A 24,482-nucleotide genomic window follows, 5' to 3' on the forward strand; every position below is an offset into this window, starting at 1 on the left:
TCGTCACACTCGGGGCCGTGTCGTCGCTAGAGTTCTGTCCGGGGACGTCGACGAGAACGGGTTGTGAAGCGAGATATGGACGGGCACACAACGGAGCTGGCCGAGCTGTTGAATCGCACCGCGGCGGTGGCGACATCGGCGGGAAGATCCGACCTGGTGGATCGAGTCGAGGCGGCGCGGTCGAGAGTCCTGGATCCACGACGACGCATCATCGTGGTCGGACCGCTCAAGCAGGGCAAGAGTCAGTTCGTGAATTCGCTGCTCAATTTGACGGTGTGCTCGGTCGGCGACGACGAGACCACGGCCATCCCGACAGTGGTGTCCAACGCCGAGAGTTTCTCCGCGCAGCTCGTTCTCGCAGATCCGGGTAGTGAGCCCATCCGCGTCGACGTGCCGGCCGAAGAAGTCACGACCGTCACCCCGGCGAGTCCCCGAGCTCAGGGTCGTGAAGTGTTGCGGCTGGACATCGGAGTGCCGAGTCCGCTGCTCGCCGACGGTCTGGTGCTGGTCGATACACCGGGTGTCGGTGGGCACGGAAATCCGCACGCTGCAGGAACATTGGGACTCATTCCGTCCGCCGACGCAGTGCTCGTCGTGTCCGACGCCTCCCGCGAATTCACCGAGCCCGAACTGTCCTTTCTCCGGCAGGTGCAAGGTTTGTGCCCGGCCGTAGCCGTGCTGATCACCAAGATCGATCTGTACCCGCACTGGCGGCAGATCGTCGAGGCCAATCGCGGGCACCTCGATCGCGGCGGCCTCGAGGTGCAGATGCTCCCGGTGTCGTCTCTGTTGCGCTCTCACGCACTGCGTTTGAACGACGAGGAGCTCAACGCCGAGTCCGGTTTTCAGCAGCTCTACGCGTTTCTGCGCGACGACGTGGTGGCCCGCGCGGACGTACTGGCTCGCGCGTCGGTCTCACTCGACGTTCGCTCGGTCACCGAGCACCTGTCGCTCTCGTTCGGTAGTGAGCTTGCGGCGCTGAAGGATCCGGAGCGGGCGGCCGCGGCCGTCGCCGGTCTGCAGCGGGCCAAATCCGCTGCCGAAGAACTGCACAAGCGCTCGTCGCAATGGCAGCAGACGCTCGGTGACGGCATTGCCGATCTGGCGTCCGATATCGATCACGATCTACGCGACCGGTTGCGCCGCGTCACCCGGGAGGCGGAAGAGACCGTCGACGAGGGGGATCCGGGCAAGGATTGGCCGCAACTGGGCGAGTGGCTCGAGGAGCAGATCGCCGCGTCGGTGGGCGACAACTTCGTGTGGGCACACGAGCGTGCATTGTGGCTCTCGGAGTTGGTGGCCGAGCACTTCGCGTCCTCCGGGGCGGCGGCGCTGCCGGATCTCGATCTCGGCGATCTGGACAACGTTCTCGAACCCGTCTCGTCGTTGGCCGAGCTGGAATCCGGTCGTGTCGGTATCACGCAGAAGGTTCTCGTGGGAATGCGTGGCTCCTACGGCGGTGTCCTCATGTTCGGTCTGATCACCACATTCGTCGGGTTGAGTCTGCTCAACCCGATCTCGATCGGCGCGGGTGTTCTGCTGGGCACGAAGGCCTACAAGGAGGACAAGGAAAACCGCGTCAAGGCACGTCGTTCCGAGGCCAAGATGGCGATCCGGCGCTTCACCGACGACGTCAGCTTTCAGGTCGGCAAGGAGTCGAAGGACCGGCTGCGACAGATCCAGCGGGTACTGCGCGATCACTTCACCTCGATCGCCGAACAGACTCTGCGGTCGCTGAACGAGTCCCTGCGCTCGGCGCAGGAAGCTGCCGCGGCCGACAACACGGACCGCGCCGCCCGCATTGCTCAGCTGGAGCAGGACCTGCGAGTGGCAGCCGATTTGAACACTCGGGCAATCGCTCTCGTCAAGGACACCGCGGTATGAGCGTGACGGCTCTGAACCGGGCACGTGATCTGATCTCGGCTGCTCGATCGACGTACGCGGGGGACGCCGAAGCCTCGTGGATGCTCGACGAATGTCTGTACCGCCTGGACGAGCCGCTGCGGGTGGCGTTGGCGGGATCGCTCAAGGCAGGCAAATCCACACTGCTGAATTCGCTTGTGGGGCAAGACATTGCTCCGACCGACGCCACCGAATGCACCAAGGTCGTCACGTGGTATCGCAACGGCGTCACGCCCGCTGTCACGGCCTGGTACGACGGCGATCGTGCGGCGAACGTGCCGGTGCAGCGGCGGGACGGCCGACTGACCTTCGATCTGGGGTCGTTGACGGCCGCGCAGGTCGATCGCCTGGACGTGGAATGGCCCGCCAGCACTTTGGCACAGACGACGATCATCGACACCCCGGGCACGTCGTCGCTCTCGCGCGATGTCTCGGCGCGCACGCTCGCGATGCTCACTCCCGAGAACTCGTCGTCCGGTGCCGACGCCGTCGTCTACCTGCTGCGCACGCTCAACGCGTCGGACGTGTCGTTTCTCGGGCAGATCGGCGCGCACGTGGGCGGTGATTCGGGGCCACTCGGCGTGATCGGGGTGGTCTCGCGGGCCGACGAGGTCGGCTCGGGACGGATGGACGCGATGATGTCGGCCAAGGAGGTCGCCGCGAGGTTCGCGTCCGAGCTCGAGGCCACCGGTTTGTGCCAGGCGGTGGTCCCGGTTGCGGGTCTGCTCGCACTCGGTGCGGAAACGTTGCGGCAGAACGAGTTCGCTGCGTTCGAGACGTTGGCGACGGTGCCGACAGAGGATCTGCAGCTGGCGATGCTCTCGGCCGATCGCTTCGTGCGACCCGAGAGCACGCTGCCCGTCGACGCGGCGCTGCGGGCCAGCATCGTGGACCGCTTCGGTTTGTTCGGAATTCGGATGGCGGTCACTCTGATTCGGCTGGGGGTGCGCGATTCGCCGACGCTTGCAGCCGATCTGGTCGAACGCAGTGGCTTGAGCGAACTGCGCTCGGTGATCGACGTGCAGTTCGGTCAGCGGGCCGATCAACTGAAACTGCACTCCGCTCTGGTTGCACTGCAGCGAATTCTGGAGTTCCGGCCGGAATCCCATGCTCTGCGTACCGAGGCCGGGCGGATGCTGGCGGACGTGCACGGTTTTGCCGAACTGCGCCTGCTCGGCCGATTACGCTCCACCACACCGAAACTCCCGGACGGTGCCCTGCTGGACCTGCAGCGCGTCATCGGCGGGTTCGGCATCTCCGCCACCGAACGCCTGAATCTGCCGGCCGATGCCGGTCGCGCCCAGCAACGCGAGGTCGCGTTGGCGGCAGTACACAAATGGCGGGGGTTGTCCGAGCACCCGCTGCTGGATCAGTTCACCTCTGGCTCGTGCGCCCTCGCCGCGCGCAGCGCCGAGGGGATACTCGCGTCACTGGCCTGAGTCTTATGGGCCTAGTCTTATCGGGCTGTGTCTTTTCGGGCTGAGGACCGCCGGGGGAGTAGCGCGACAGCGGTGGCAGCGGCTGCCGCTGCTGCGACGACGAACGGTCCCCACTGTAGAACACCGCCGAGCAGCGCGGGGGCGTCGGAGACGAAGGTCGAGAACGTGACGGCCGTACCGATGGTCAAGATCCCGACTGCGCCCATCAGGACCTTGGACGACGTGGCCGCGCCGCGCAGCAGGTTCAGCGCGACGAATCCGAGCAAAACGAGTACCGCCGATGCAGCACCGCTGGACAACAGCGTGGCCGAGGCCGTGCTGCGGACGTCGGCCGCACTCGCCGTCGAGTCCTGCTGCGAGACTGCATTTCCCACACCGGACAGCACGGACTCCCAATTGAGTGCGATGACCGCCGCCAACAGCAGGATGATTGCGGCCGTCGCTACCCACAGTCCGGTCGCAATCTTCGGAAGAACCGAGTGAGTGGGCTCCTGCCGTGGCCGAAGAGGCTCGACGACTACATCCGGCCGCGGCGGTTGCGGACGCGCAGGCCGGGGCCTGTGCGCTGTCGGATCGTTAGGTTCTTCGGCCACGATGCAGCAGTCTATCGGGGGAACTGCACAGGCACCGGCAAGGCCGCTGCGAAGTAGACCGAGAGGTCGTAGGCTTGGCTGCCGTGACCGACCATGCCGTACCGAACCTGCCATCTCGCGACTTCGATGACACGCTCGCGTTCTACGGCAGTTTCGGGTTCGAGCTGGCTTACCGAGACGATGGTTGGCTGATTATCGGCCGTGGCGCACTTCGGTTGGAGTTCTTCCGGTTTCCTGATCTCGAGCCCGAAGACAGCTCGTTCATGTGCAGTATCCGTGTGGACGATGTCGATGAGCTGTATCGCAAGATCAAGGCTGCGGGTGTCGTGGAGAGGCCGTCCGGTAGCCCTCGACTAGCTCCTGTGCGGCTTCAGCATTGGGGGCAACGCGTCGGGTTTCTCGTGGATCCGGACGGGACCCAGTTGAACTTGATCGAGAACCTCGGCGCGCCGACCGACGCCCCCTAGCTGAGCGAGATTCCGCTCAGCGCAGCACCACCGCCACGCCCTCGTACGGACGCAGTGTCATCGGGAAGCTGTTCAGCTCGTCCACCGTTGCAATCTCGTTGTCGTCGTACACGTCGATGGCGCACGTGCCGGGCACCAGGTGCTTGGACTGAATGGTTGCGCTGATCTCCTCGGACGAGAAGTTGAGCACAGTGGCCTGGATGGTCCCCTGGCTGAGTTCGTGCACCATCACCAGCAAGCCCTTGTGCGAGACCGTAGGAATGTCGATCTGCTGGGCGGTGGCGATACCGAACCGCTTGCGCAGCTCGATGATTCGCGCCAGTTGGCGGGCGAACGACTGAGGGTCGGCCAGCTGCTCGGGAAGTGAGCCGTAGAGGCTGCGTCCGCGCGGAATGCCGGACTCCGAGCGAACGGCTTCGGGGAAATATCCCATCAGATCGTGAGCGCCGCGGTTGATCCACCGGGTGTCGCCTTCTCGAATGAGATCGTCGACCTCTGCGGCATCGATGGGCAGGATGCCCAGCAGATCCCAGCCCGACAGGGCGAACACGCCCGGCTGCCACGCGTTGTACATCGCCAACAGCAGGTGGGCACGCTTGACCGTCTCGATGTCGGCCTCGTCCATTCGGTCGAGATCACGGATACCGAGCGATGCGGTGATGACACTTGCTGTGGTGCAGGCGATTCCGTTGGTGGTGAACGTCCGGTTGTACGGTGCCCAGCGTCCGGTGAGCCGATCGGTCAGTTCGCCGCGAATGCGATCGCCCAGGTCGCAGCCCTTGACCGTCTCGCCGCCGTAAGAGAATTCGTCCTCCGCATGCAGGGTGGCGAAGTGGATGAGCTCGAACGTCATCTCGTCGTGGTTCTGCAGCGCGTGCACAAGAGATGCCGTGTCGACGCCATGATCACGCGCCAAAGTCATGGTGAGCCTAAGGAATTCGGTGTTCCCCATGACCAGCGCATGCTGATAGGCGGGGCGGTTGATGAAGTCGTACGACAGGTCGGCACCGTTGGTACCCATGGCCTTGATGTCGTCGATCGTGAGGTTCAACTCCTGGAAGGTGAACCCGCCCATCTTGCGCACCACGCTGGCGATCAGGTGGTTGGCGGCCTCGGACAGGGGATGGCCCTCGGACCAGCCCGGGCCTTCTGCTCGACGCTCGACGCCGAGAAAACCGTTGGCGTCCAAGCGCAGTGCGCCTGCGCCGAGGTCGGCGATGGAGTGGCAGGCGTCACCGATCACCAGTCGCATGCCGGCGAAAGAGGGGTCGAGCCAGTTGATCGACGGCTGACCGGCCTTGAAGTAGTGCAGGTACACCCAGCGGCGTTCGATGCCATCGATGCCGACGACGGGAGGTGTTGCGCTCCAGTTGGTTTCCTTCACGCCGAGCTCGTAGAAGATCACTCGCTGCAGCTGGCCGATGATGTAGCCGGCGCGAGCAAGATTGGCCTCGGCCTCGGCGTCGATGTTCTGCGAATCGGCTCCGGCGCGCACTCGGGGCAGCAGGTGCCAGTCCTGTGGTTCGATCTCCACCATGTGATAGATGCCGGGGTAATCGGCCACGGCCATCTCGGCGAGCCGGAAGTCTGCACCCTTGCCGGTGTGTCCGGGCACGATGTCGTCGATGACGATGCCGTCGTATGCCGAGGCCACCACGCACAGGCGTCGGAACTCTTCTTCCGATCCGAATGCGGGGTCGATCTGCATGCCGATGCGGTCGAAGTGGCCGTCGACCGAGGGGGTCGGTCGCCAGCCGTGGATGCCGCCTGCCACCTTGACGGGGCCGGTATGCACTGCAGTGACACCGATTTCGGAGAATGCCTGCCACAGTTTCTCGTCGCCGAGAGTGCTCAGAAAGCTCGTCTGCGGAGCGTTGATCACCGAGATGGGGTAAGCGGTGAACCACACCGGTGCGCGCTCGACGGCGGCGCGAGGATCGGGATCGGCATACGGGTTCTGCCACATGCTGCCCTTGCCCGAGAGCTGCTCGGCAATCAGCTTGGCGTCCCGCAGCATCGACTGTTCGGTGAGCCAGTCCACGTACTCCGGGTTCGACGCAACCGGTTCGCTGTCGGGAGTGGGACTGTTGCTCCGGTTGGCGCGGCGCACCGAGGGGCGAAGTGGTTTCGGCCGAGCCGGGTAGAACTTCTCGTCGTAGGTGATCTCGCTCGGTTCGTGCTGCACTTCGGGATCCATGTGCCTCCGTAGCCTCGCTTTTCTTCAACCCTACGTAGGGCGCGGCCGATCCGCAGGGTTGTGGTTCCCCTGATCCTCGACGGGCGAAACCTTGCCGGTCGACCGGTGAAACCTACGCCGAGCTACACGAATGTCATTCGGCGGGGCGCGTTTCCTTCGATATGCGAACGTCATCGAATCGAGACCGCCTGGTGTGGAATGTCTGATTCCGATAGGCCATAGTGAGTCAAGTACCAACTGCCCCTCCAGTCACATCAGACTCACGGGTCACATCCCCTCAGCTACAGGAGTTGTCCATGCGACGTCTTGCCCGCACATCGATCCTGGCCTCGACGGCCGCCCTGGCCGCCGGCATCGGTGCGGTCGTCCTCGTGCCCATGGCCTCGGCCGAACCGGAAGAGCCGGTGGGCCCGCTCGGCTCGGTCGTGCTCGAAAGCCCCGACCTGGTGGTCGCCATGTCCGCGGTCTGCGACACCACGGTGAAGGACGCCCCCGAGGGTGGCGTCGTGGCATTGCAGGTGAAGGTCGACAACGTCGGCGCGGACGACGCCTCGAACGTCAACGTCAACTACGGCGCACTGCCGGGCGTCCAGGGTCAGAACACCGAGACGACCATCAAGGCAGGCGAGTCGGCGACGTACACCGTGCCGTCCGTCGATCGTGAGTGGGTCGCTCGTCCCGCCGGTGCCGCGGCTTTCGCGAGCGCTCTCGACGCCGACTTCATGAACAACATCACGGCCGGGCTGCTCAGTCACAGCTGCATCCCCGCGCCGGCCGAGGAGCCTGCCGAGTAATTCCTTCCGCCCTACTTTCTCCCCGCTGCGCCGCGACGATCCCCGCTGATCGTCGCGGCGTACTGCTGTGGAGGGGCTTCGCCCCATGTGCGCAGAACCTCGTAGCAGGGGTCGAGTTTCCGCTCACCTGGGTCGTTTCGCAGGCTCCACTCCCGTGCACATGCGGCGCAGCCGCTCCCCTGGGAACAAATTCGCCACACCCTCCGTTGTGCAGGTCAGCAGCCTTGAGTGGATGAGGCTCAAGTTGGAAGTTGACGCGATAGATCGCGTTGTGCAAACTTGAGCGGAGTTCGCTCACCCAGGGACTGAATCCACGCAACAACAGGAGGAAACATTATGGCTCGTGCGGTCGGTATCGACCTCGGGACCACCAACTCGGTCGTGTCCGTCCTCGAGGGCGGCGAACCGGTTGTCGTCGCCAACTCCGAGGGATCACGCACCACCCCGTCGATCGTCGCTTTCGCCAAGAACGGTGAAGTGTTGGTCGGCCAGCCCGCGAAGAACCAGGCGGTCACCAACGTCGATCGCACGATTCGTTCCGTGAAGCGCCACGTCGGCACGGACTGGACCGTGGAGATCGACGGCAAGAAGTACACCCCTCAGGAGATCTCCGCGCGCACGCTGCAGAAGCTGAAGCGCGACGCCGAGGCTTACCTGGGTGAGGAAATCACCGACGCGGTCATTACCGTTCCCGCGTACTTCGAGGACGCACAGCGTCAGGCCACGAAGGAAGCCGGCCAGATCGCCGGCCTCAACGTCCTGCGCATCGTCAACGAGCCCACCGCGGCAGCTCTCGCATACGGCCTGGACAAGGGCGACAGCGAGCAGACCATTCTCGTGTTCGACCTCGGTGGCGGCACGTTCGACGTCTCGCTGCTGGAAATCGGCGACGGCGTCGTCGAGGTTCGTGCGACGTCCGGCGACAACCACCTCGGTGGCGACGACTGGGATGAGCGCATCGTGACCTGGCTCGTCGACAAGTTCAAGGCTCAGAACGGCATCGATCTGACCAAGGACAAGATGGCGCTGCAGCGTCTGCGTGAGGCCGCCGAGAAGGCGAAGATCGAACTGTCCTCCGGGCAGAGCACCTCGATCAACCTCCCGTACATCACGGTCGACGGCGACAAGAACCCGCTCTTCCTCGACGAGCAGCTCAGCCGCTCGGAGTTCCAGAAGATCACCTCCGACCTGCTCGACCGCACTCGCGCGCCGTTCCAGGCAGTGGTCAAGGACTCCGGCATCGCCGTCAAGGACATCGACCACGTTGTGCTCGTCGGTGGTTCGACGCGTATGCCCGCCGTCTCCGAGCTGGTCAAGGAACTCTCCGGTGGACGCGAGCCCAACAAGGGCGTCAACCCGGACGAGGTCGTGGCCGTCGGTGCTGCATTGCAGGCCGGTGTGCTCAAGGGTGAGGTCAAGGACGTTCTGCTCCTCGACGTCACGCCGCTGTCCCTCGGCATCGAGACCAAGGGTGGCGTGATGACCAAGCTCATCGAGCGCAACACCACCATCCCGACGAAGCGTTCCGAGACCTTCACCACCGCTGACGACAATCAGCCCTCGGTGCAGATCCAGGTCTTCCAGGGTGAGCGCGAGATCGCATCGCACAACAAGCTCCTCGGCTCCTTCGAGCTGACCGAGCTGCCCCCGGCTCCTCGTGGCGTCCCGCAGATCGAGGTCACCTTCGACATCGACGCCAACGGCATCGTGCACGTCACGGCCAAGGACAAGGGCACCGGCAAGGAAAACACGATCAAGATCCAGGACGGCTCCGGCTTGTCCAAGGAAGAGATCGACCGCATGGTCGCCGACGCGGAAGCTCACGCAGACGAGGACAAGGCTCGTCGCGAAGAGGCCGAGGTTCGCAACCAGGCCGAGTCCCTCGTCCACCAGACGGAGAAGTTCGTCAAGGACAACGAGGACAAGGTCGACGCCGAGCTCAAGGGACGCGTCGAAACCGCTATCGCCGACGCCAAGACGGCGCTCGCGGGCAGCGACATCTCGGCAGTCAAGACCGCCGTGGAGAAGCTCTCGACCGAGTCGCAGGCTCTCGGCACCGCCATCTACGAGGCTCAGGCCAAGGAGCAGGGCGGCGCAGAGGGTGGCGCGCAGGCCGCTGACGACGGTGTTGTCGACGCAGAGGTTGTCGACGAGCCCGCCGACGACACGGACAAGAAGTGACGTCGGAGAACACCGAGCAAGAACCGGTCACTTTCGTGGACAAGCGAAAGATCGATCCCGAGACCGGTGAAGTACGGGAAGGTGACGCAGTTCCGGAGCCCCTCGTGGGCACCGGGGCTGCGCCCCAGCCCGACTCGGTGGACGAAGGGACCGTCGACGGTGACGTCGTGGAAGACCCGCGTGACACGCAGGTCGCCGAACTCACCGCAGATCTGCAGCGCGTGTCGGCGGAGTACGCCAACTACCGGCGTCGCACCGACCGAGAGAAGCAGACCGGAGCGGAGAACGCGAAGGCGTCCGTCGTCTCGCAGCTTCTCCCGGTTCTCGACGACCTCGAGCGAGCTCGCCAGCACGGCGATCTCGAAACCGGACCGCTCAAAGCAGTGGCAGACAAGTTGGCAGGGGTGTTCTCGAACATCGGCCTGACCACCTTCGGAGCCGAGGGCGACGCCTTCGACCCGGCCATTCACGAGGCCGTCTCCCACGAGGGCGACGGCAGCAGTCCCGTCGTCGGGACGTTGATGCGTCCGGGCTACAAGCTCGGCGAACGCGTTCTGCGGACCGCGATGGTCGGAGTGGTGGACAGCGCTGGTCAGGACACGGCAACACAAGAATCGGATGCACCTGCGTCCGACGAGCAGTAAACAGAAGTAGCGCGAGAGGAGGAAACGCCCGGTGAGCCAGCGGGAGTGGATCGAGAAGGACTTCTACAAGGAGCTGGGCGTTTCCTCCAGCGCGACTGCAGAAGAGATCAAGAAGGCGTACCGAAAGTTGGCCCGGGACAACCATCCCGATGCCAATCCCGGCAACGCCTCGGCCGAGAACAAGTTCAAGGCGGTCAGCGAGGCGCACGCCGTGCTCGCCGACCCGGCCAAGCGCAAGGAATACGACGAAGCACGACGGCTGTTCGCCTCGGGCGGGTTCGGTAGCCGCGGCGGCGGTGGATTCTCGCCCGGCGCAGGCGGATTCGGCGGTGGCGGCCAGACCTTCGACGTCGGCGACATCTTCGGTCAGGGTGGCGGCGACGGCGGAATCGGCGACCTCTTCGGTGGTCTGTTCAATCGCGGTGGCGCGCAACAGCGCCCGCAGAGCAACCGGCCCCGACGCGGCAGCGACGTCGAGACCGAGACCTCGCTGCAGTTCCGTGAAGCGGCTCAGGGCGTTACGGTCCCCTTGAAGTTGACCAGCCCGTCCTCGTGCACCACCTGCCACGGCAGCGGCGCGAAGCCCGGAACCAGCCCGCGCGTGTGCCCCAAATGCAACGGCCAAGGCGTCGTCAACAGAAACCAAGGCGCGTTCGGCTTCAGTGAGCCGTGCGACGACTGCCGTGGAAGCGGGTCCATCATCGACGACCCGTGCGTCGACTGCCGTGGAACCGGAGTGCAGAACCGCACCCGCACCATCACCGTGCGGGTACCGGCCGGCATCAGCGACGGACAGAAGGTCCGGCTCGCCGGTCAGGGCGAAGCGGGTCTGCGCGGAGCACCATCAGGCGACTTGTTCGTGACCGTACGGGTCAAGCCCGACAAGGTGTTCGGCCGCAACAACGACGATCTGACGGTGACCGTCCCGGTGAGCTACGGCGAACTGGTGCTCGGTACGACGCTGTCGGTGCCCACCCTCGAGGGACGCGTCGGCGTGAAGGTGCCACCGGGAACCGTCGACGGCCGAGTGCTGCGGGTGCGTGGACGCGGTATCCCGAAGAAGTCCGGTACCGGCGACCTGATGGTGACCGTCAAAGTTGCCGTCCCGCAGAAACTGGACGATGCTGCTACCGACGCTCTGAAGAACTATCTGGAAGCCGAGAAGGCCAGCGGATTCGACCCGCGGGCCGGGTGGGCAGGTGTGTGATGTCGGTCCCTCCCGAGGGCGGTTCCCCGAAAAGCGGTGGAGCACAAGCTGATCCCGACGCGCAGATTTTCGTGATCTCCGTCGCGGCACAGCTGGCCGGTATGCACGCGCAGACGCTGCGCACCTACGACAGGCTCGGACTGGTCACCCCGCACCGCACCACCGGCGGCGGGCGACGCTACTCCCCGCGTGACGTCGCTCTGCTCCGTGAAGTGCAGCGACTCTCGCAGGACGAGGGCGTCAATCTCGCCGGCATCAAACGCATCATCGAGCTCACCAATCAGGTCGAGGCTCTGCAGTCGCGCATCAGCGAACTGGCTCAGGAGCTGGCAGCCGTGCACGCAAGTTATCGCCGCGACCTGGTGCCGATTCAACGCAACGCCCTGGTGGTCTGGAAGCCGAAGCACCAGCGCTAGGTTCGCTGCCTCTTTGCGGGCTCAGGTCCTCGCAAACGCGCGCGCGTTTGCGACGTCGAGCGGGGCAGCGGTGCCGAACCTCACTCGCGTTTGCGAGACAGCCGCCCCCGACCCCTATCCTGGTCGGCATGCAGGCGTGGAGTTCGACGGTCGTTCAGTATCACCGCCTTCGGAACGACCTCGCGGTCATCAGACTCGAGGGCGATGTGGTTCCGTTCACAGCAGGCCAGTCGGTATCGGTGACAGTTCCCCAGAACTCAGCTCTGACGCGGCGATACTCACCCGCGCTGCCGCCCTCGCTCGACGGCAAACTGGAATTTCACGTCCGGGCCGTTCCCGCTGGATGGGTGAGCGGGTCGATCGTCAACGAGACGCGGCCAGGGGACGTCTGGCAGATCAGCGATCCGAAAGGCGGTCTGCACGTCGATGACTCGGGTCGCGACGTCGTGATGATCGCGGGCGGCACCGGCCTCGCTCCGTTGCGGGCAATTCTGCTCGATCTCACGCGCGCCGAGCAGCCACCCAACGTCACGCTGTTCGTCGGCGGAAAATCGCCTCGCGACCTGTATGCCGGGGACATGCTGTGGTTGATGGCGTCACAATTGCGGTGGTTGACCGTCGTTCCCGTCGTCGATCAACTGAACGAGCCGTGGGCTCCGGATCGATGGAACGACCGCATCCGTGACGAAATCGGTTCCACCACCGCGTTCTTCGAGCCCGAGCATTGTTGGGAAGGCAGTATGGCCGACGTCGTCGCCACCCAGGGGCCATTCCTGGACAGCCAAATTCTGGTGTGCGGATCCCCGGGAATGGAAGCGGCGACCGTGCGCGCCCTGGTCGAGGCCGGTACCCCGCCCGAGACCATCCGCCGCTGAAGCGCTGTCTCAAGAGATCAGGGCAGCTGCAGAATCCGTCGCAGATGTGCGAGATCCGCCGCGGATACCGTCGTGAATTCCGGCGGCGGGGCGTCGGCGATTGTTCTGGCTTTCTCGGCAAGGCGACGGCCGGAATCGGTGAGCCCGATGATGCGGCGTCGGCGATCGTCGGGATCTTCGGTGCGCACCACCAATTCTCGCTTCTCGAGTTCGCGAACGTTGAGAGAGACGTACGGCGCATCGGACGCAAGAATCTCGGCCAGCTCGGTCACCGTCCGATCACCTGCGAGCAATTTGGTGAGCAGTTTGGCGCGCAGAAAGCTCATGCCGGTGGCGTCGGCGACGGCCCGTCGGGTGTCGTGTTTCTCTAGCATCAGTGAGCGCATCTCGCGCCAGACATGTGCTGCGTCGGCGGTCATACGAGTACCGGACGGCCGATGTTCTCGGCGGTCGAGCGGGCCCACCGGCCGGTGGTGACCAAGGCGAGCACGGTGACGACCACGCCTGCGCCTGCGATGACGAACCACGCGGGCACGGCGGCGGCGGTGAAACCGTCGGAGATCTCACCGACGATGCTCGCGGTGACGATGGAGCCGACGACGGCCACGCCGAGCGACTGACCCACCTGCCTACTGGTCGACGCGATGGCGGACGCAACTCCGGCCTGGCTGCGCGGCATTCCGGACACCGCGGTATTGGTGATCGGAGCATTGACCATGCCGAAGGATATTCCGAAGATCACGTAGGCAACCGCCAGCCACGCGAACGATGTCGTGGGAGTCAGTCGGGTGAGCATCAGCGCCGAGGCCACGAATCCGATTCCGGCAACGAGCAGCGGAATGCGCGCACCCAGGGTGCCGACGATGCGGCCGGAGATCGGCGCGAAGATCAGCGTCATCAAGGCCATCGGCAGAGTGTAGAGACCGGCATGCAGCGGGGAATAACCGCGCACGTCCTGCAGGTACAGGGTGTTGAGGAACAGAAATCCGCCCAGGGAAGCGAACGCGCACACGGCGATCACCGTCGCTCCGCTGAACGGTGCGCTACGGAAGAACCTCAGTTGGATCAGGGGTTCCTCGATGCGCGACTCGACCACCAGCAGGCCGACGAGGGAACCCACTGCAATGGCACCGGTGAGCACGATCAGCGGCGATCCCCAGCCCTTCGCCGGCCCTTCGATGATGGTGAACACCAGCGAGGCGAGAAACGCGAAGATGAGGAATTGACCGGCCGGGTCGAACTTTCTCGCGTGCTCGGCTTTGGATTCGGGGACGAACTTCACCGTCATCGCCAGTGCGAAGATGCCGACCGGAACGTTGATCCAGAAAATCGATTGCCAGCCGGCTCCGGTGACGAGGATGCCGCCGAGCGCGGGGCCCGCCGACATCGAGATCCCGACGACAGCGCCCCACATTCCGATGGCCCCGGCACGCTCTTTCGGGTCTGTGAAGGTATTGGTGATGATCGACATCGCGACGGGATTCATCATCGAACCGCCGACGGCCTGCAGCATGCGGAAGGCGACGAGCCAGCCCAGTGACGGTGCAATGCTGCACAGCAGGGACCCGACCACGAACGTTCCGGTGCCGATCAGGAAGAAACGCTTGCGTCCGAACTTGTCGGCCATCGAGCCGCCGAGCATCAGCAGCGAGGCGACGACCAGCGTGTATGCGTCGATGATCCACTGGAGGCCCGATACCGATGCGTTCAGGTCGGTGCGCATCGACGGCAGTGCAACGTTGACGATCGTGTTGTCGGTGCTGACGAGAAACAGGCTCAGGCAGCAGATGCCGAGCACGAGATACCGGTGTCGTCGAGTCAACTCGGCCACGTTCACCTCCGCGATAATGCTTGTATATCTATAACTATTACATGACTACTCCTAATTTGTTCACCGAGCAAGTGAGTGTGCTCATGTGCGTGCCCGATAGGGTGTGTGTCACAGACTTGCTCGAACCCGATCGCTCGCCGAATGGAGAACAACAGTGGCTTCCGAGATCGCACCAGGCGACCTGGTTCAGGCGTCCGGACACGCCGGCCCGTGGAAGGTGCTCGAGATTCGTCAGGGTCTGGCGTTGCTCGAACACCACGACGGGCATCGGTTGTCGGTGCGCACCACCACGGTCGAGGTGGTACGCAAGGCGTCGAGCAGTGAAGGTTCGGCTCGGCAGGCCGAGGCGGAGACCGACAGTCCCTCACTGTTCGACGAGAGTTGACCTACCTCCCTCTACCGTCGGCGGCGTATTTCCGACGTAGTGACTTCGAGATCTGCTTGTACTCGCGCAGCTTCTCGCTGCGAGCTCGGGCATCGTGCCTCGAGGTGGCCCAGGCGTTCTCCCGCAGCAGCTTTCGGTAGTTGCCGAGTCTGCGTCCGGTGAGCTCGCCCGCGTCGACGGCGGCAAGCACTGCGCATCCGGGCTCGTGTTCGTGCGCACAGTCACCGAACCGGCACAGTGCGGCCAGCTCTTCGATGTCGGAAAAGGCACTCGCCACAGCATCTTCCGATCCCTGGATCCCCACCGACCGCAGACCCGGGGTATCCAGCAGAACGAGGCCGGACGCCGGAATCGGCACCAACTCCCGATGCACCGTTGTGTGCCTGCCTTTGCCGTCGGCGTCGCGGGTGGCACCGGTCGCGAAAGCCGAGCCACCCAGAAGAGCGTTTCCGAGCGTCGACTTGCCGGATCCCGACGGCCCGATCAGTGCGACCGTGCCTCGCAGATGTCCTGTCAGTGAGTCGATTCCGCCGGACGACACAGCACTCGTGCTGCAGACGGCGACACCCGGTGCGGCTGCCAGTATTCGTTCCTCGTCGACGCTGCCGCTGTCGTTCTTGGTGATCGCGAGAACGGGGACGCCGCCGCTGCCCCAGGCGAGGGTGATGTAGCGCTCGACGCGACCGAGGTCGAGGGCCGTGTCCGACGCGACGGTGACCACGACGGTATCGACGTTGGCTCCCAGAACCTGTGCCTCGGAGGCGGATCCGGCGGAGGCGCGTTCGATGGCCGTCCGGCGGGGGAGGATGGCGCTCAGCCGGAACGAGTTCTCGTCCAGTGTCACCCAATCCCCGGTGCAGGTACTGCTGCCGGTGCATCGGACGATGCCGCTGTCGGTGACGGCGTCGAACTCACCGCGGTCGACGCGTACGACGCGGGCGAGAATTGTGTTTCTAGAATGGTTTTCGAATTCGGTCAGCCAGTGCTGATCGAGACCGTAATGGTCGAGTGGAGACATGCGAGATCCTTCGGGGAGGAGGAACGAGGGTTCGGGGGTGCTGTCGTCCGGGTGGCCACGATGCCCACCTCCTCACGTGAAAACGCATGAACTCGATACATGAAAAGAAACCGTCGACGGCAAAGTTACAGCCGTCGACGGTCGGAAGGAAAGCGATTTATCGCTGCGTGGGGTTCGAGCCCTCCGCAGGTTGGGCGAGTGCGGTCAGGAAGGAGCGGGCCCAGCGGTCGACGTCGTGCGCGAGCACCTGCCGACGCATGGCACGCATATGGCGCTTTCCTGCCTCGGGTTCCTGTTCGAGCGCGCCGATGATGGCGTCCTTCACGCTGTCCAGGTCGTGTGGATTGCACAGGTACGCCTGTCGCAGTTCTGCTGCGGCACCGGTGAATTCGCTGAGCACGAGCGCGCCTCCGAGATCGCTGCGGCAGGCCACGTACTCCTTGGCAACGAGATTCATGCCGTCGCGCAACGGGGTGACCAGCATGACGTCGGCGGCGACGAAGTAGGCCAGCAGATCGTCGCGGGGGATCGGCCGGTGCAGGTAGTGCACCACCGGATGACCCACCTGGCCGTACTCGCCGTTGATGCGGCCCACCTGCTGCTCGATCTCGCCGCGCATCGCGACGTAACTTTCGACGCGCTCACGGCTGGGCGTGGCCAACTGCACGATGACGTTCTCGGCGGGGTCGACGCGGCCCTCTTCGAGCAACTCGCGGAAAGCGTTGAGCCGGACGTCGATTCCCTTGGTGTAGTCCAGGCGATCGACGCCGAGCATGATGCGCTTCGGGTTTCCCAGATCCTTGCGGAGTTGCTTCGCGCGATCGCGGACGGCCTTGGAGCGAGATTTGGTGTCGAGGTCGCCCGAGTCGATCGAGATCGGGAAGGCCCCGACACGCACGGTGCGGAAGCCGACCTGCACGACGCCGAGCTTGGACCGCACTCCGACGGTTCCGCGAGAGGTGGTTCCCCCGGCGAGGCGTCGGGCAAGGTAGAGGAAGTTCTGTGCGCCGCCGGACAGATGGAACCCGATGAGGTCGGCACCGAGGAGTCCTTCGACGATCTCGGTGCGCCACGGCATCTGCATGAACAGCTCGATCGGCGGAAACGGGATGTGCAGGAAGAACCCGATGGTCAGATCGGGGCGCAGCATGCGCAGCATCTTCGGGACGAGCTGGAGCTGGTAGTCCTGGATCCAGACCGTCGCGCCCTGTGCCGCCGCCTCGGACGTCTTTTCGGCAAAGCGGCGATTGACCTCGACGTAGGCGTTCCACCAGTCGCGGTCGTACTCCGGTTTGACGATGACGTCGTGGTAGAGCGGCCACAGGGTGGCGTTGGAGAACCCCTCGTAGTACTGGGTGTACTCCTTCTCGCTGATCGGGACCGGTCGCAGCTGCAGGTCGTCCTCGACGAACGGCTCGACGTCGACGTCGGACACGCCGACCCATCCCACCCAGGCACCCTTGTTGGCGCGCAGGATCGGCTCGAGGGCGGTAACCAACCCGCCGGGGCTTCGCTTCCATCGCGTGCTTCCGTCCGGAAGCTTTTCCAGATCGACGGGCAACCTGTTGGCTACGACGACAAAATCCGAACCCTGCGAGGCGTCAGCCACAACTGTCCAATCCGCTTGTAGATCTCTGGGGAAAACAGCCCTGCGAAAACCTGTCAGTCGGTCTTCGCTACGGGGTCTATACCCAGCATCGACAACAACATGCGGCATTCGTCGGCATCGGTCGCGTAGGCGGCGACGACGCGCTGAGCCTGGCTGGCCGTCTCGTACTCGAGTGGGACGATGTCTTCGTCGGCGATGTCGTTGTCGGTGGAGGTCTTGGCAGGCATGGTGTTCTCCGTACTCTCTACTGGACTTACGTGGTGTTCCTGGCCACGACTCTATGTAAATGTGGCACCCCATCGCCAGTTCCCGATCCCTTAGGCTGCAACAAATGACCGATTCTGTGCCGCTCCTCCTTACTCGAACGGTGGTGGAGGGCCCTCCTCCGGCCACCGGCTCCGCGATTCTGCGCCGCACGGTAAGACGCCATCGTGCTCGCTTGATCGGCTCGTCGATGCTGTTCGGGGTACATCAACTGTGCGAAACGATGGTCCCGGTGGCCATCGGTCTCATCGTCTCGCGGGCCATCGACACCGGTGACGTCACGGCGATGATCGTCTCGCTGATCGGGCTCGCGGCCCTGTTCGTCACGCTGTCGTACGCGTGGCGCATCGGTGCTCGCATCATCGTCGTCGCGATCGAGCGGGAGGCGTACCTGGTGCGTATCGAGGTTGCCGGACGCGTCCTCGATCCCCGCGGACTGCGGACCGAGCTGTCGTCGGGGGAGCTGCTGACGGTGTCGACGTCCGATGCCGAGAAGGAGTCGTGGATCCTCGATCTGATCGCCCGGGTCTTCTCATCGGCCGTCGCGGTGGTGGCGTCGGCGGTGGCATTGCTGATCATCGACATTCCTCTCGGCCTGGCCGTCGTGATCGGAACTCCGGTGATTCTGATTGCGCTCCAGCGTCTCGCCCCGTTGCTCACTCGTGCGGCCACCGCACAGCAGGCCGAGATCGCCGGGGTATCGGGGATGGCCACCGATCTGGTCAGCGGAGTGCGGCCCCTGCGCGGTATCGGTGCCGAGAACGCTGCAACGCAGCGGTTCGTGACGTCGAGCAGAACGGCATTGGCAGCGACGCTGAAACTGGCCCGCGCCAACAACGTCTATCAGGGCCTCGCCGCGGCGGTCAACGCGCTGCTCGCCGTCGGAATTGCCGGGACCGCAGGCTGGTTCGCGTTGCAGGGCAGGATTTCGGTCGGTGAGTTGATCACCGTCATCGGACTCTCGCAATTCGTCATCGAACCTCTCACCGGGTTGTCCAGGATCCCCGGTGTGTTGGCCATGGTGCGTGGATCGGCCGATCGGCTCGCCCTGGTACTCGGTGCGGAACACGTTCTACCGCAGTCGGAGTCCGCGGTTCCGGTCGGTACCGAACTGACCGTCGACGACGTTCGGTTCCGATCGCTCGACGGCCTCGCATTCCGGGCGGCACCAGGTGAGTTGCTCGGAGTGGTGGCCTATCGGCCGCAGGACGGCGAAGCGATCGCCGCACTGCTGTCCGGCCAGATCTCCGAGTCCGATTACACCGGAACGGTACGCATCGGCGGGATCCCGGCGGGCCGGATCGATCTCCGACGCGCTCGTGAGACCGTTCTCGTCGAGCCGCACCTGACCGACCTCTTCGCCGGCACCGTGCGTAGCAACGTCACCGCCGGGCGTGAGCGGCCCGAGGCCGAGCTCGACCGAGTGCTGCAGGCATCCGCGGCCACCGACGTCGTCGAACTTCACGAAGCCGGCCTCGACCACGCCGTCACCGACCGCGGAGCGAGCCTGTCCGGCGGGCAACGTCAGCGAGTCGCCTTGGCCCGGGCGCTGTCGGTCGATGCCCCGGTGCTGGTGCTGCACGACCCCACGACGGCCGTCGACGCCGTCACCGAACACGCCATAGCCCGCGGTGTCGCCGAGCTGCGGCACGCAGGTAGCACGGCGCAGACGACGATCCTCATCACCACCAGTCCTGCGCTGTTGTCGGTGACCCATCGCGTTCTCGTCGTCGACGGCGGATGCGTCGTCGCCGAGGGAACGCACCACGATCTCGCGTCCTCGGACGCGCAGTACAAGGACACGGTGCTGCGATGACGACCCCCGAACTACTTCCGATCGCGACCGGGGCACGGTCCGGGAAGTGGCTGCTGGAACAGCTGCGACTGCGCAAGGCGCGAACGGCGGTGACGCTGCTCCTCGGCGCGATTGCAGCAGGGATGTCGCTGGTGCCGGTGTACGTGCTCGGTGTGCTGGTCGACCGCGTCCGGGACGGAGCCGACACGTCGACGATCATCGGCGTCGTCGTGGTGATCTCGGTAGCTGCGGTGATCGGCGGAATCGTCACCGGATTCAGCGGCTATCTGATCAGCACCCTCGGCGAGGGAATCCTGGCCTCGCTGCGCGAAGCCGTCGTTCGTCGCGCCCTGCATCTGCCGGTGGCGACGTTGGAACGAGTAGGCAAGGGCGACTTGCTCTCTCGCGTGGGCGACGACGTCGCAGTGATGGCCAAGTCGATCGGTGAAGTGATCCCGCAGCTCGTCGGAGCATTCCTGCTCGTGTGCCTGAGCATGGTCACGATGCTCGGAATCGACTGGCGTCTCGGCCTCGCCGGACTGGTGGCATTGCCGATGTACGTGCTGGCGCTGCGGTGGTACCTGCCGCGGTCGGCTCCGCTGTACGCGGCCGAACGCGTCGCGATGGGCGAGCGTGCGCAGTCGTTCGTCAGCAGCATGCAGGGCGCAAAGACGGTGCGCGCGTACGGACTCGAGTCTGCCCATCTGAGTGACATCGACCGGTCGTCGGCCAAGGCCCGAGACATCGGCCTCGAGGTCTTTCGACTCTTCACCCGCTTCGGTTCGCGCAGCAACCGTGCCGAATGCGTGGGACTGTCGGTGATCCTGCTGGCCGGTTTCCTGCTCGTACGAGGTGATTATGTCACCGTCGGCGAGACGACGGCCGCAGCCTTGCTGTTCCATCGCCTGTTCAATCCGATCGGTACGTTGCTGTTCACGTTCGACGACATCCAGTCTGCCGGTGCATCGTTGGCCCGGCTGGTCGGTGTCGTCGACATTCCCGACGAACGGCCGGTGGGCGACGGTTCCGTGCCCGCCGATGCCACCCTGGACGTCACCGATCTACGGCACGCGTACGAGGAGGGTCACGATGTGTTGCACGGAGTGAACCTGCGCGTCGCTGCGGGTGAGACGGTGGCGCTCGTGGGGTCCACCGGTGCCGGCAAATCGACGATCGCGGCCATCGCGGCCGGCTCGATCGCGTCGACGTCCGGGTCGGTTCGCGTCGGCGGCGCAACGCTGGACGCGCTGGGCAGTGAGGGCTTACGCCGTCACGTCGCAATCGTCAGTCAGGAAGTGCACGTCTTCGCCGGCCGGTTGATCGACGACGTGCGGTTGGCTGCGCCGGATGCAGAACGCGCCGACGTCGAAGCCGCGTTGCGGACCGTCGGAGCGTGGGGGTGGGTCGAGGCGCTCGAAGACGGACTCGATACCGCCGTCGGCGAGGGCGGGCACCAGTTGACCGCGGCACAATCGCAGCAATTGGCCTTGGCGCGTTTGGTTCTCGCCGACCCGGCCGTCGCGGTGTTGGACGAGGCCACCGCGGAAGCCGGCAGTTCCGGTGCGCGAGAACTCGAAGCTGCCGCCGAAGCCGCGACGAAGGGTCGCAGTACGTTGATCGTCGCGCATCGCCTGACTCAGGCCGCTGCGGCCGACCGCGTAGTGGTGCTCGAACACGGAAAAATCCTGGAGCAGGGTCCGCACGAGGAGCTGGTCGCGGCCGGTGGACGGTACGCACAGTTGTGGGAGGCGTGGCAGGGCCGCTGATTGATTTAGCTATTTGCCTATAGGTATTAGTTTCGGCTACGGTCTTCTTCAACAGAGGAGGAGACCGGCATGGCACGCGCAGGATTGACCGCGCAGCGCATCGTGGCAGCAGGAGCGGATCTGGCCGACGAGGTCGGCTTCGATCGCGTCACTGCCAGCGAGTTGGCGCGACGCTTCGACGTCAAGGTGGCGAGTCTGTATTCGCATCTGAAGAACTCGCACGAGTTGAATGTCGGCATCGCGCTGCTGGCGTTGGATGAACTGGCCGACCGGGTGTCGGAGGCTCTCGCGGGCCGGGCGGGCAAAGACGCGTTGGTGGCCGTCGCGAACGCGTATCTCGACTATTCGCGTGAGCATCCCGGTCGCTATGCGGCGACGCAGTTTCCGCTCGATCACGAGACCGCTCTTGCGAGTGCGGGAGTGCGTCATTCGGCGATGATGAAGGCGATCCTCCGGGGGTACGACCTGGGCGAAGAGGATCAGGTTCATGCAGTTCGATTGCTCGGCAGTGTCTTTCACGGCTATGCCAGCCTCGACGCGGCCGGCTCGTTCGCTCACAGTGCACCGGACTCGCAGCAGTCGTGGACACGCATCCTCGACGGAATCGACACACTCTTACAGCACTGGAGGCAGTGATATGGAACCGATCTCCGAACGCGACATCAGGTCGTCGTTCGTCAATTCGTCCAAGGGCGACGCCAAGCGGGTCACCCTTCCCGAGGCTTTCGACGCAGTACCGTGGGACGATCTCGACTTCTTCGGTTGGGTGGATCCCAAGCTCGCCGGACGAAGCTACATCGTCGTGCCTTCCGGGGACGCTCCGCGCGGAATCGCGTTGCGCTACAAGCCCGGAGGGCCGCGCACGGCGCAGATGTGCAGCATCTGCCTCACCACACACGCCAACGGCGGAGTCTCGTTGATGGCTGCTGCGAAGGCCGGAGAATCCGGCAGGCGTGGCAATACGGTGGGTACCTACATCTGCTCGGACCTCGCGTGCTCGCTGTATGCGCGAAAGAAGAAGACCCCGGCGTTGGGTCGGCAGTTCAAGGAAGACTTCGATGTCGAGACCCGTACCGCTGCAGTCGAAGACAACATCAGTGCGTTTCTCGCTCGCATTCTCGGTTGATCAACTGATGGTGTGTACTCGGATGCCGGTGTCCCCGGCCTCGACGTCGGCGCGCAGCACGAATCGCCGGTCGTAGTCGCCGCCGTTCTGGGTGCGGTAGGGGATGGTCTCTTCGGTGTGCAGACTCTTCACTCGCTGGAGGAGTTCCGATTCCGCTGCGGCGTAATCGGACTCGGCCATCCGGTCGGCGCTCGCCACGAGCATCGGGGGCAATACGGACATGCCGGTATAGAACAGGATGCCGTGCTGAATCGGGTACAGCATCTCGTCCAGGTCGCCGTTGATACCGCGTGGGGAGACCGTATGTTCGCTGCCGCCCATGCTGACCACGACCATCGCACGCTTTCCGGCGAGCATTCCGTCGCCGTAGCGCCGGGTGCTGCCGTCGGATGTCCTGATGCCGTAGCCGAAGCCCTCGACGAACACGCGATCCACCCAGCCCTTCATGATCGCGGGCATCGAGAACCACCACAGCGGAAACTGCAGTACAACGGCGTCGGCACGCAGTAGCTTCTGTTGCTCGGCGACGATCTCCGGGGCGAGGGTGCCGGCTGCGAGGGCTGTGCTGGATGCGGTCGCCACCTGGAATCGCTCGGTCGGATCGTGGGCGTAGTCCTCAGCGGTGACCACCGGATTCCACTGCATTGCATACAGATCCGACTGCTCGACGGTATGGCCGTCGGTGCGGAGTTGCTTCAGTGCTGCGTCGCGCAGAGAGCCGTTCAGTGAGCGGGCTTCGGGATGGGCGTAGACCCACAGGATGTTCATGCACTCGATCCTGAGGTAGTGGGCCTGCGGACAACAGTGGCATAGATGACAACATGTGCAAGATTTCGGCCATGCCCGTCGCTGCGCTCCCTCGTGCGCGTTTTGCGTATCCAGGCCTACGCAAAACGCGCACGACGAAATCGCACGTGGAAGGATCCGGCCATGACGCATCGCATTGCTGTCTACGTGCGCGACGGCCTCCTCGCCATGGAATTGGGCATCGTGCATCGCCTGTTCGGGCAGGCGGTCTCCGACGCCGGCGATGCGCTGTACGAGGTGATCACCTGTACCGACTCAGCGGGCCCTGTCAGGACCGACTCGGATGTCCGGATACTCGTCGAACGCGGGCTCGACGCCGTGGCCGAGGCCGATACCGTGATCGTTCCCGCCTCCGACGCCGACTATGAGACCGACGTCGCAGCAGTCTCGTCCCTGTTCCGTGTGGTGACGAATCAGAGATTGGCGTCCATTTGCACAGGTGCGTTCGTTCTCGCCGCGGCCGGGCTGCTCGACGGCAAACGGGCTACCACGCACTGGAAGTCGGCCTCCCGATTCGCCGAGCTGTATCCGACGGTTCTGCTCGATCCGAACGTGCTCTATACCGAGGACGGCAACATACTGACGGCCGCAGGGGAGGCGTCGGGAATCGATCTGTGTCTGCACATGATTCGTCAGGATTTCGGTGCGGCGGTGGCCAATCGGGTGGCCCGAGGAACCGTCGTGCCACCCCATCGCAGCGGCGGTCAATCGCAGTACATCGACACCCCGGTACCGCGGACGCACGGCACATCGACGGCGGACGCGCAGGAGTGGGCGCTGCGTAATTTGGGTGCGCCACTGTCGGTGGAGGACCTGGCGCGACGGCAGTCGATGAGTGTTCGGACGTTCTCCCGCCGATTCATGGCCGAGGTCGGTGTCTCCCCGGCCCGTTGGATCGTGGCGCAGCGGGTGCAGCGAGCGCGAGAGTTACTCGAGAACACAGACCTGACCATCGAACGCATCGCGCACGACACTGGATTCGGCACCGCCACATCGTTGAGAAACCAGCTTGCTGCGGAGCTAGGTGTTTCGCCCAGTGCGTACCGCGCGACGTTCAGGGTCGGCGGCTGACCCGCCTAGCACAGCTCACCGACAGGTTTGTCCTCCCGAATCCTTATGCAGGACAATAGTTTTCGATTGCACCATCATTGTGTATCGAACACGCA

Annotated in this window: 23 protein-coding genes; 15 read left to right on the forward strand and 8 right to left on the reverse strand. The window is 64.6% G+C overall.

Going from position 1 to position 24,482, the window contains the following annotated elements:
* Positions 1-75: 75 nt before the first annotated feature.
* Together ACQR3T_RS17230 and ACQR3T_RS17235 are read left to right on the forward strand one after the other, a co-directional pair.
* Entirely contained in the window at positions 76-1,884 is a 1,809-nt protein-coding gene (locus ACQR3T_RS17230) for a dynamin family protein (protein ID WP_428694410.1), read from the forward strand.
* Positions 1,881-3,341 carry a dynamin family protein gene (locus ACQR3T_RS17235; RefSeq protein ID WP_428694275.1) on the forward strand — a complete coding sequence of 487 codons (1,461 nt, stop codon included), beginning with the start codon at positions 1,881-1,883 and terminating at the stop codon, positions 3,339-3,341. Before ACQR3T_RS17230 ends, ACQR3T_RS17235 begins: the two co-directional genes overlap by 4 nt.
* A 17-nt stretch (positions 3,342-3,358) precedes the next feature.
* Here ACQR3T_RS17235 and ACQR3T_RS17240 read toward each other — a convergent pair whose 3' ends face one another.
* Complete coding sequence (locus ACQR3T_RS17240) at positions 3,359-3,934, reverse strand: hypothetical protein (RefSeq protein WP_428694276.1); 576 nt, start codon at positions 3,932-3,934, stop codon at positions 3,359-3,361.
* Positions 3,935-4,017: 83 nt separating this feature from the next.
* Between ACQR3T_RS17240 and ACQR3T_RS17245 the strand changes: the two genes are divergently transcribed.
* Complete coding sequence (locus tag ACQR3T_RS17245; RefSeq protein WP_037172847.1) at positions 4,018-4,401, forward strand: bleomycin resistance protein; 384 nt, start codon at positions 4,018-4,020, stop codon at positions 4,399-4,401.
* A gap of 16 nt (positions 4,402-4,417) precedes the next feature.
* Here the strand turns inward: ACQR3T_RS17245 and treS are convergent, their stop codons facing one another.
* The gene (gene treS, locus ACQR3T_RS17250; protein ID WP_032376210.1) at positions 4,418-6,598 is read right to left on the reverse strand and encodes a maltose alpha-D-glucosyltransferase; all 2,181 of its coding nucleotides are present in this window, start codon (positions 6,596-6,598) and stop codon (positions 4,418-4,420) included.
* Positions 6,599-6,894: 296 nt separating this feature from the next.
* Between treS and ACQR3T_RS17255 the strand changes: the two genes are divergently transcribed.
* From ACQR3T_RS17255 to ACQR3T_RS17280, 6 genes are all read left to right on the forward strand, one after another.
* Positions 6,895-7,392, forward strand: a complete 498-nt coding sequence (locus ACQR3T_RS17255) for a Pro-kumamolisin, activation domain family protein (protein WP_032376211.1) — start codon at positions 6,895-6,897, stop codon at positions 7,390-7,392.
* Between the two features lie 336 nt (positions 7,393-7,728).
* Positions 7,729-9,573, forward strand: coding sequence for a molecular chaperone DnaK (gene dnaK / locus ACQR3T_RS17260; protein ID WP_032376212.1), 1,845 nt, complete (start codon positions 7,729-7,731; stop codon positions 9,571-9,573).
* Positions 9,570-10,217, forward strand: coding sequence for a nucleotide exchange factor GrpE (gene grpE, locus ACQR3T_RS17265; protein WP_032376213.1), 648 nt, complete (start codon positions 9,570-9,572; stop codon positions 10,215-10,217). Before dnaK ends, grpE begins: the two co-directional genes overlap by 4 nt.
* Positions 10,218-10,248: 31 nt before the next feature.
* Positions 10,249-11,424, forward strand: a complete 1,176-nt coding sequence (gene dnaJ / locus ACQR3T_RS17270; protein ID WP_032376214.1) for a molecular chaperone DnaJ — start codon at positions 10,249-10,251, stop codon at positions 11,422-11,424.
* Positions 11,424-11,840, forward strand: coding sequence for a heat shock protein transcriptional repressor HspR (locus ACQR3T_RS17275; RefSeq protein WP_052069961.1), 417 nt, complete (start codon positions 11,424-11,426; stop codon positions 11,838-11,840). Before dnaJ ends, ACQR3T_RS17275 begins: the two co-directional genes overlap by 1 nt.
* A gap of 128 nt (positions 11,841-11,968) precedes the next feature.
* Positions 11,969-12,715 carry an FAD-binding oxidoreductase gene (locus ACQR3T_RS17280; protein WP_032376215.1) on the forward strand — a complete coding sequence of 249 codons (747 nt, stop codon included), beginning with the start codon at positions 11,969-11,971 and terminating at the stop codon, positions 12,713-12,715.
* Positions 12,716-12,732: 17 nt separating this feature from the next.
* Here the strand turns inward: ACQR3T_RS17280 and ACQR3T_RS17285 are convergent, their stop codons facing one another.
* Both ACQR3T_RS17285 and ACQR3T_RS17290 read right to left on the reverse strand, forming a co-directional pair.
* Positions 12,733-13,134: a MarR family winged helix-turn-helix transcriptional regulator gene (locus ACQR3T_RS17285; RefSeq protein WP_032376216.1), complete on the reverse strand. Its 402-nt coding sequence runs from the start codon at positions 13,132-13,134 to the stop codon at positions 12,733-12,735.
* The gene (locus ACQR3T_RS17290) at positions 13,131-14,546 is read right to left on the reverse strand and encodes an MFS transporter (protein ID WP_037147449.1); all 1,416 of its coding nucleotides are present in this window, start codon (positions 14,544-14,546) and stop codon (positions 13,131-13,133) included. Before ACQR3T_RS17290 ends, ACQR3T_RS17285 begins: the two co-directional genes overlap by 4 nt.
* A gap of 154 nt (positions 14,547-14,700) precedes the next feature.
* Here ACQR3T_RS17290 and ACQR3T_RS17295 point away from each other — a divergent pair, with 154 nt between their 5' ends.
* Positions 14,701-14,931 carry a hypothetical protein gene (locus ACQR3T_RS17295; protein WP_032376217.1) on the forward strand — a complete coding sequence of 77 codons (231 nt, stop codon included), beginning with the start codon at positions 14,701-14,703 and terminating at the stop codon, positions 14,929-14,931.
* Position 14,932: 1 nt separating this feature from the next.
* On the opposite strand, the gene rsgA is transcribed toward ACQR3T_RS17295, so the two are convergent.
* From rsgA to ACQR3T_RS17310, 3 genes are all read right to left on the reverse strand, one after another.
* Positions 14,933-15,949 carry a ribosome small subunit-dependent GTPase A gene (rsgA, locus tag ACQR3T_RS17300; protein WP_428694277.1) on the reverse strand — a complete coding sequence of 339 codons (1,017 nt, stop codon included), beginning with the start codon at positions 15,947-15,949 and terminating at the stop codon, positions 14,933-14,935.
* A gap of 157 nt (positions 15,950-16,106) precedes the next feature.
* On the reverse strand, positions 16,107-17,558 hold the full coding sequence (locus ACQR3T_RS17305; RefSeq protein WP_032376219.1) for an alpha,alpha-trehalose-phosphate synthase (UDP-forming): 1,452 nt from the start codon (positions 17,556-17,558) through the stop codon (positions 16,107-16,109).
* A 53-nt stretch (positions 17,559-17,611) separates the two neighbouring features.
* Positions 17,612-17,785, reverse strand: coding sequence for a hypothetical protein (locus tag ACQR3T_RS17310; RefSeq protein ID WP_008710019.1), 174 nt, complete (start codon positions 17,783-17,785; stop codon positions 17,612-17,614).
* Positions 17,786-17,889: 104 nt separating this feature from the next.
* On the opposite strand from ACQR3T_RS17310, the gene ACQR3T_RS17315 reads away from it, so the two are divergent.
* The 4 genes from ACQR3T_RS17315 to ACQR3T_RS17330 all read left to right on the forward strand — a co-directional run bounded on the left by ACQR3T_RS17315 (position 17,890) and on the right by ACQR3T_RS17330 (position 22,509).
* A complete protein-coding gene (locus tag ACQR3T_RS17315) occupies positions 17,890-19,638 on the forward strand; it encodes an ABC transporter ATP-binding protein (RefSeq protein WP_428694278.1) in 1,749 nt (582 codons plus the stop codon).
* Positions 19,635-21,383 (forward strand): ABC transporter ATP-binding protein, encoded by a 1,749-nt coding sequence (locus ACQR3T_RS17320; RefSeq protein ID WP_032376220.1) that lies wholly within the window; start codon positions 19,635-19,637, stop codon positions 21,381-21,383. Before ACQR3T_RS17315 ends, ACQR3T_RS17320 begins: the two co-directional genes overlap by 4 nt.
* A 69-nt stretch (positions 21,384-21,452) precedes the next feature.
* Positions 21,453-22,019 carry a TetR/AcrR family transcriptional regulator gene (locus ACQR3T_RS17325; RefSeq protein ID WP_428694279.1) on the forward strand — a complete coding sequence of 189 codons (567 nt, stop codon included), beginning with the start codon at positions 21,453-21,455 and terminating at the stop codon, positions 22,017-22,019.
* 1 nt (position 22,020) lies between these two features.
* Complete coding sequence (locus ACQR3T_RS17330; RefSeq protein ID WP_428694280.1) at positions 22,021-22,509, forward strand: FBP domain-containing protein; 489 nt, start codon at positions 22,021-22,023, stop codon at positions 22,507-22,509.
* Here the strand turns inward: ACQR3T_RS17330 and ACQR3T_RS17335 are convergent, their stop codons facing one another.
* The gene (locus ACQR3T_RS17335) at positions 22,510-23,277 is read right to left on the reverse strand and encodes an NAD(P)H-dependent oxidoreductase (protein WP_428694281.1); all 768 of its coding nucleotides are present in this window, start codon (positions 23,275-23,277) and stop codon (positions 22,510-22,512) included. It abuts the gene before it with no gap.
* A 162-nt stretch (positions 23,278-23,439) separates the two neighbouring features.
* Here ACQR3T_RS17335 and ACQR3T_RS17340 point away from each other — a divergent pair, with 162 nt between their 5' ends.
* Complete coding sequence (locus ACQR3T_RS17340) at positions 23,440-24,387, forward strand: GlxA family transcriptional regulator (RefSeq protein WP_428694282.1); 948 nt, start codon at positions 23,440-23,442, stop codon at positions 24,385-24,387.
* The last annotated feature ends 95 nt before the right edge of the window (positions 24,388-24,482 follow it).

This window comes from Rhodococcus sp. IEGM1428 (assembly GCF_050321865.1).
Lineage (GTDB): Bacteria > Actinomycetota > Actinomycetes > Mycobacteriales > Mycobacteriaceae > Rhodococcoides.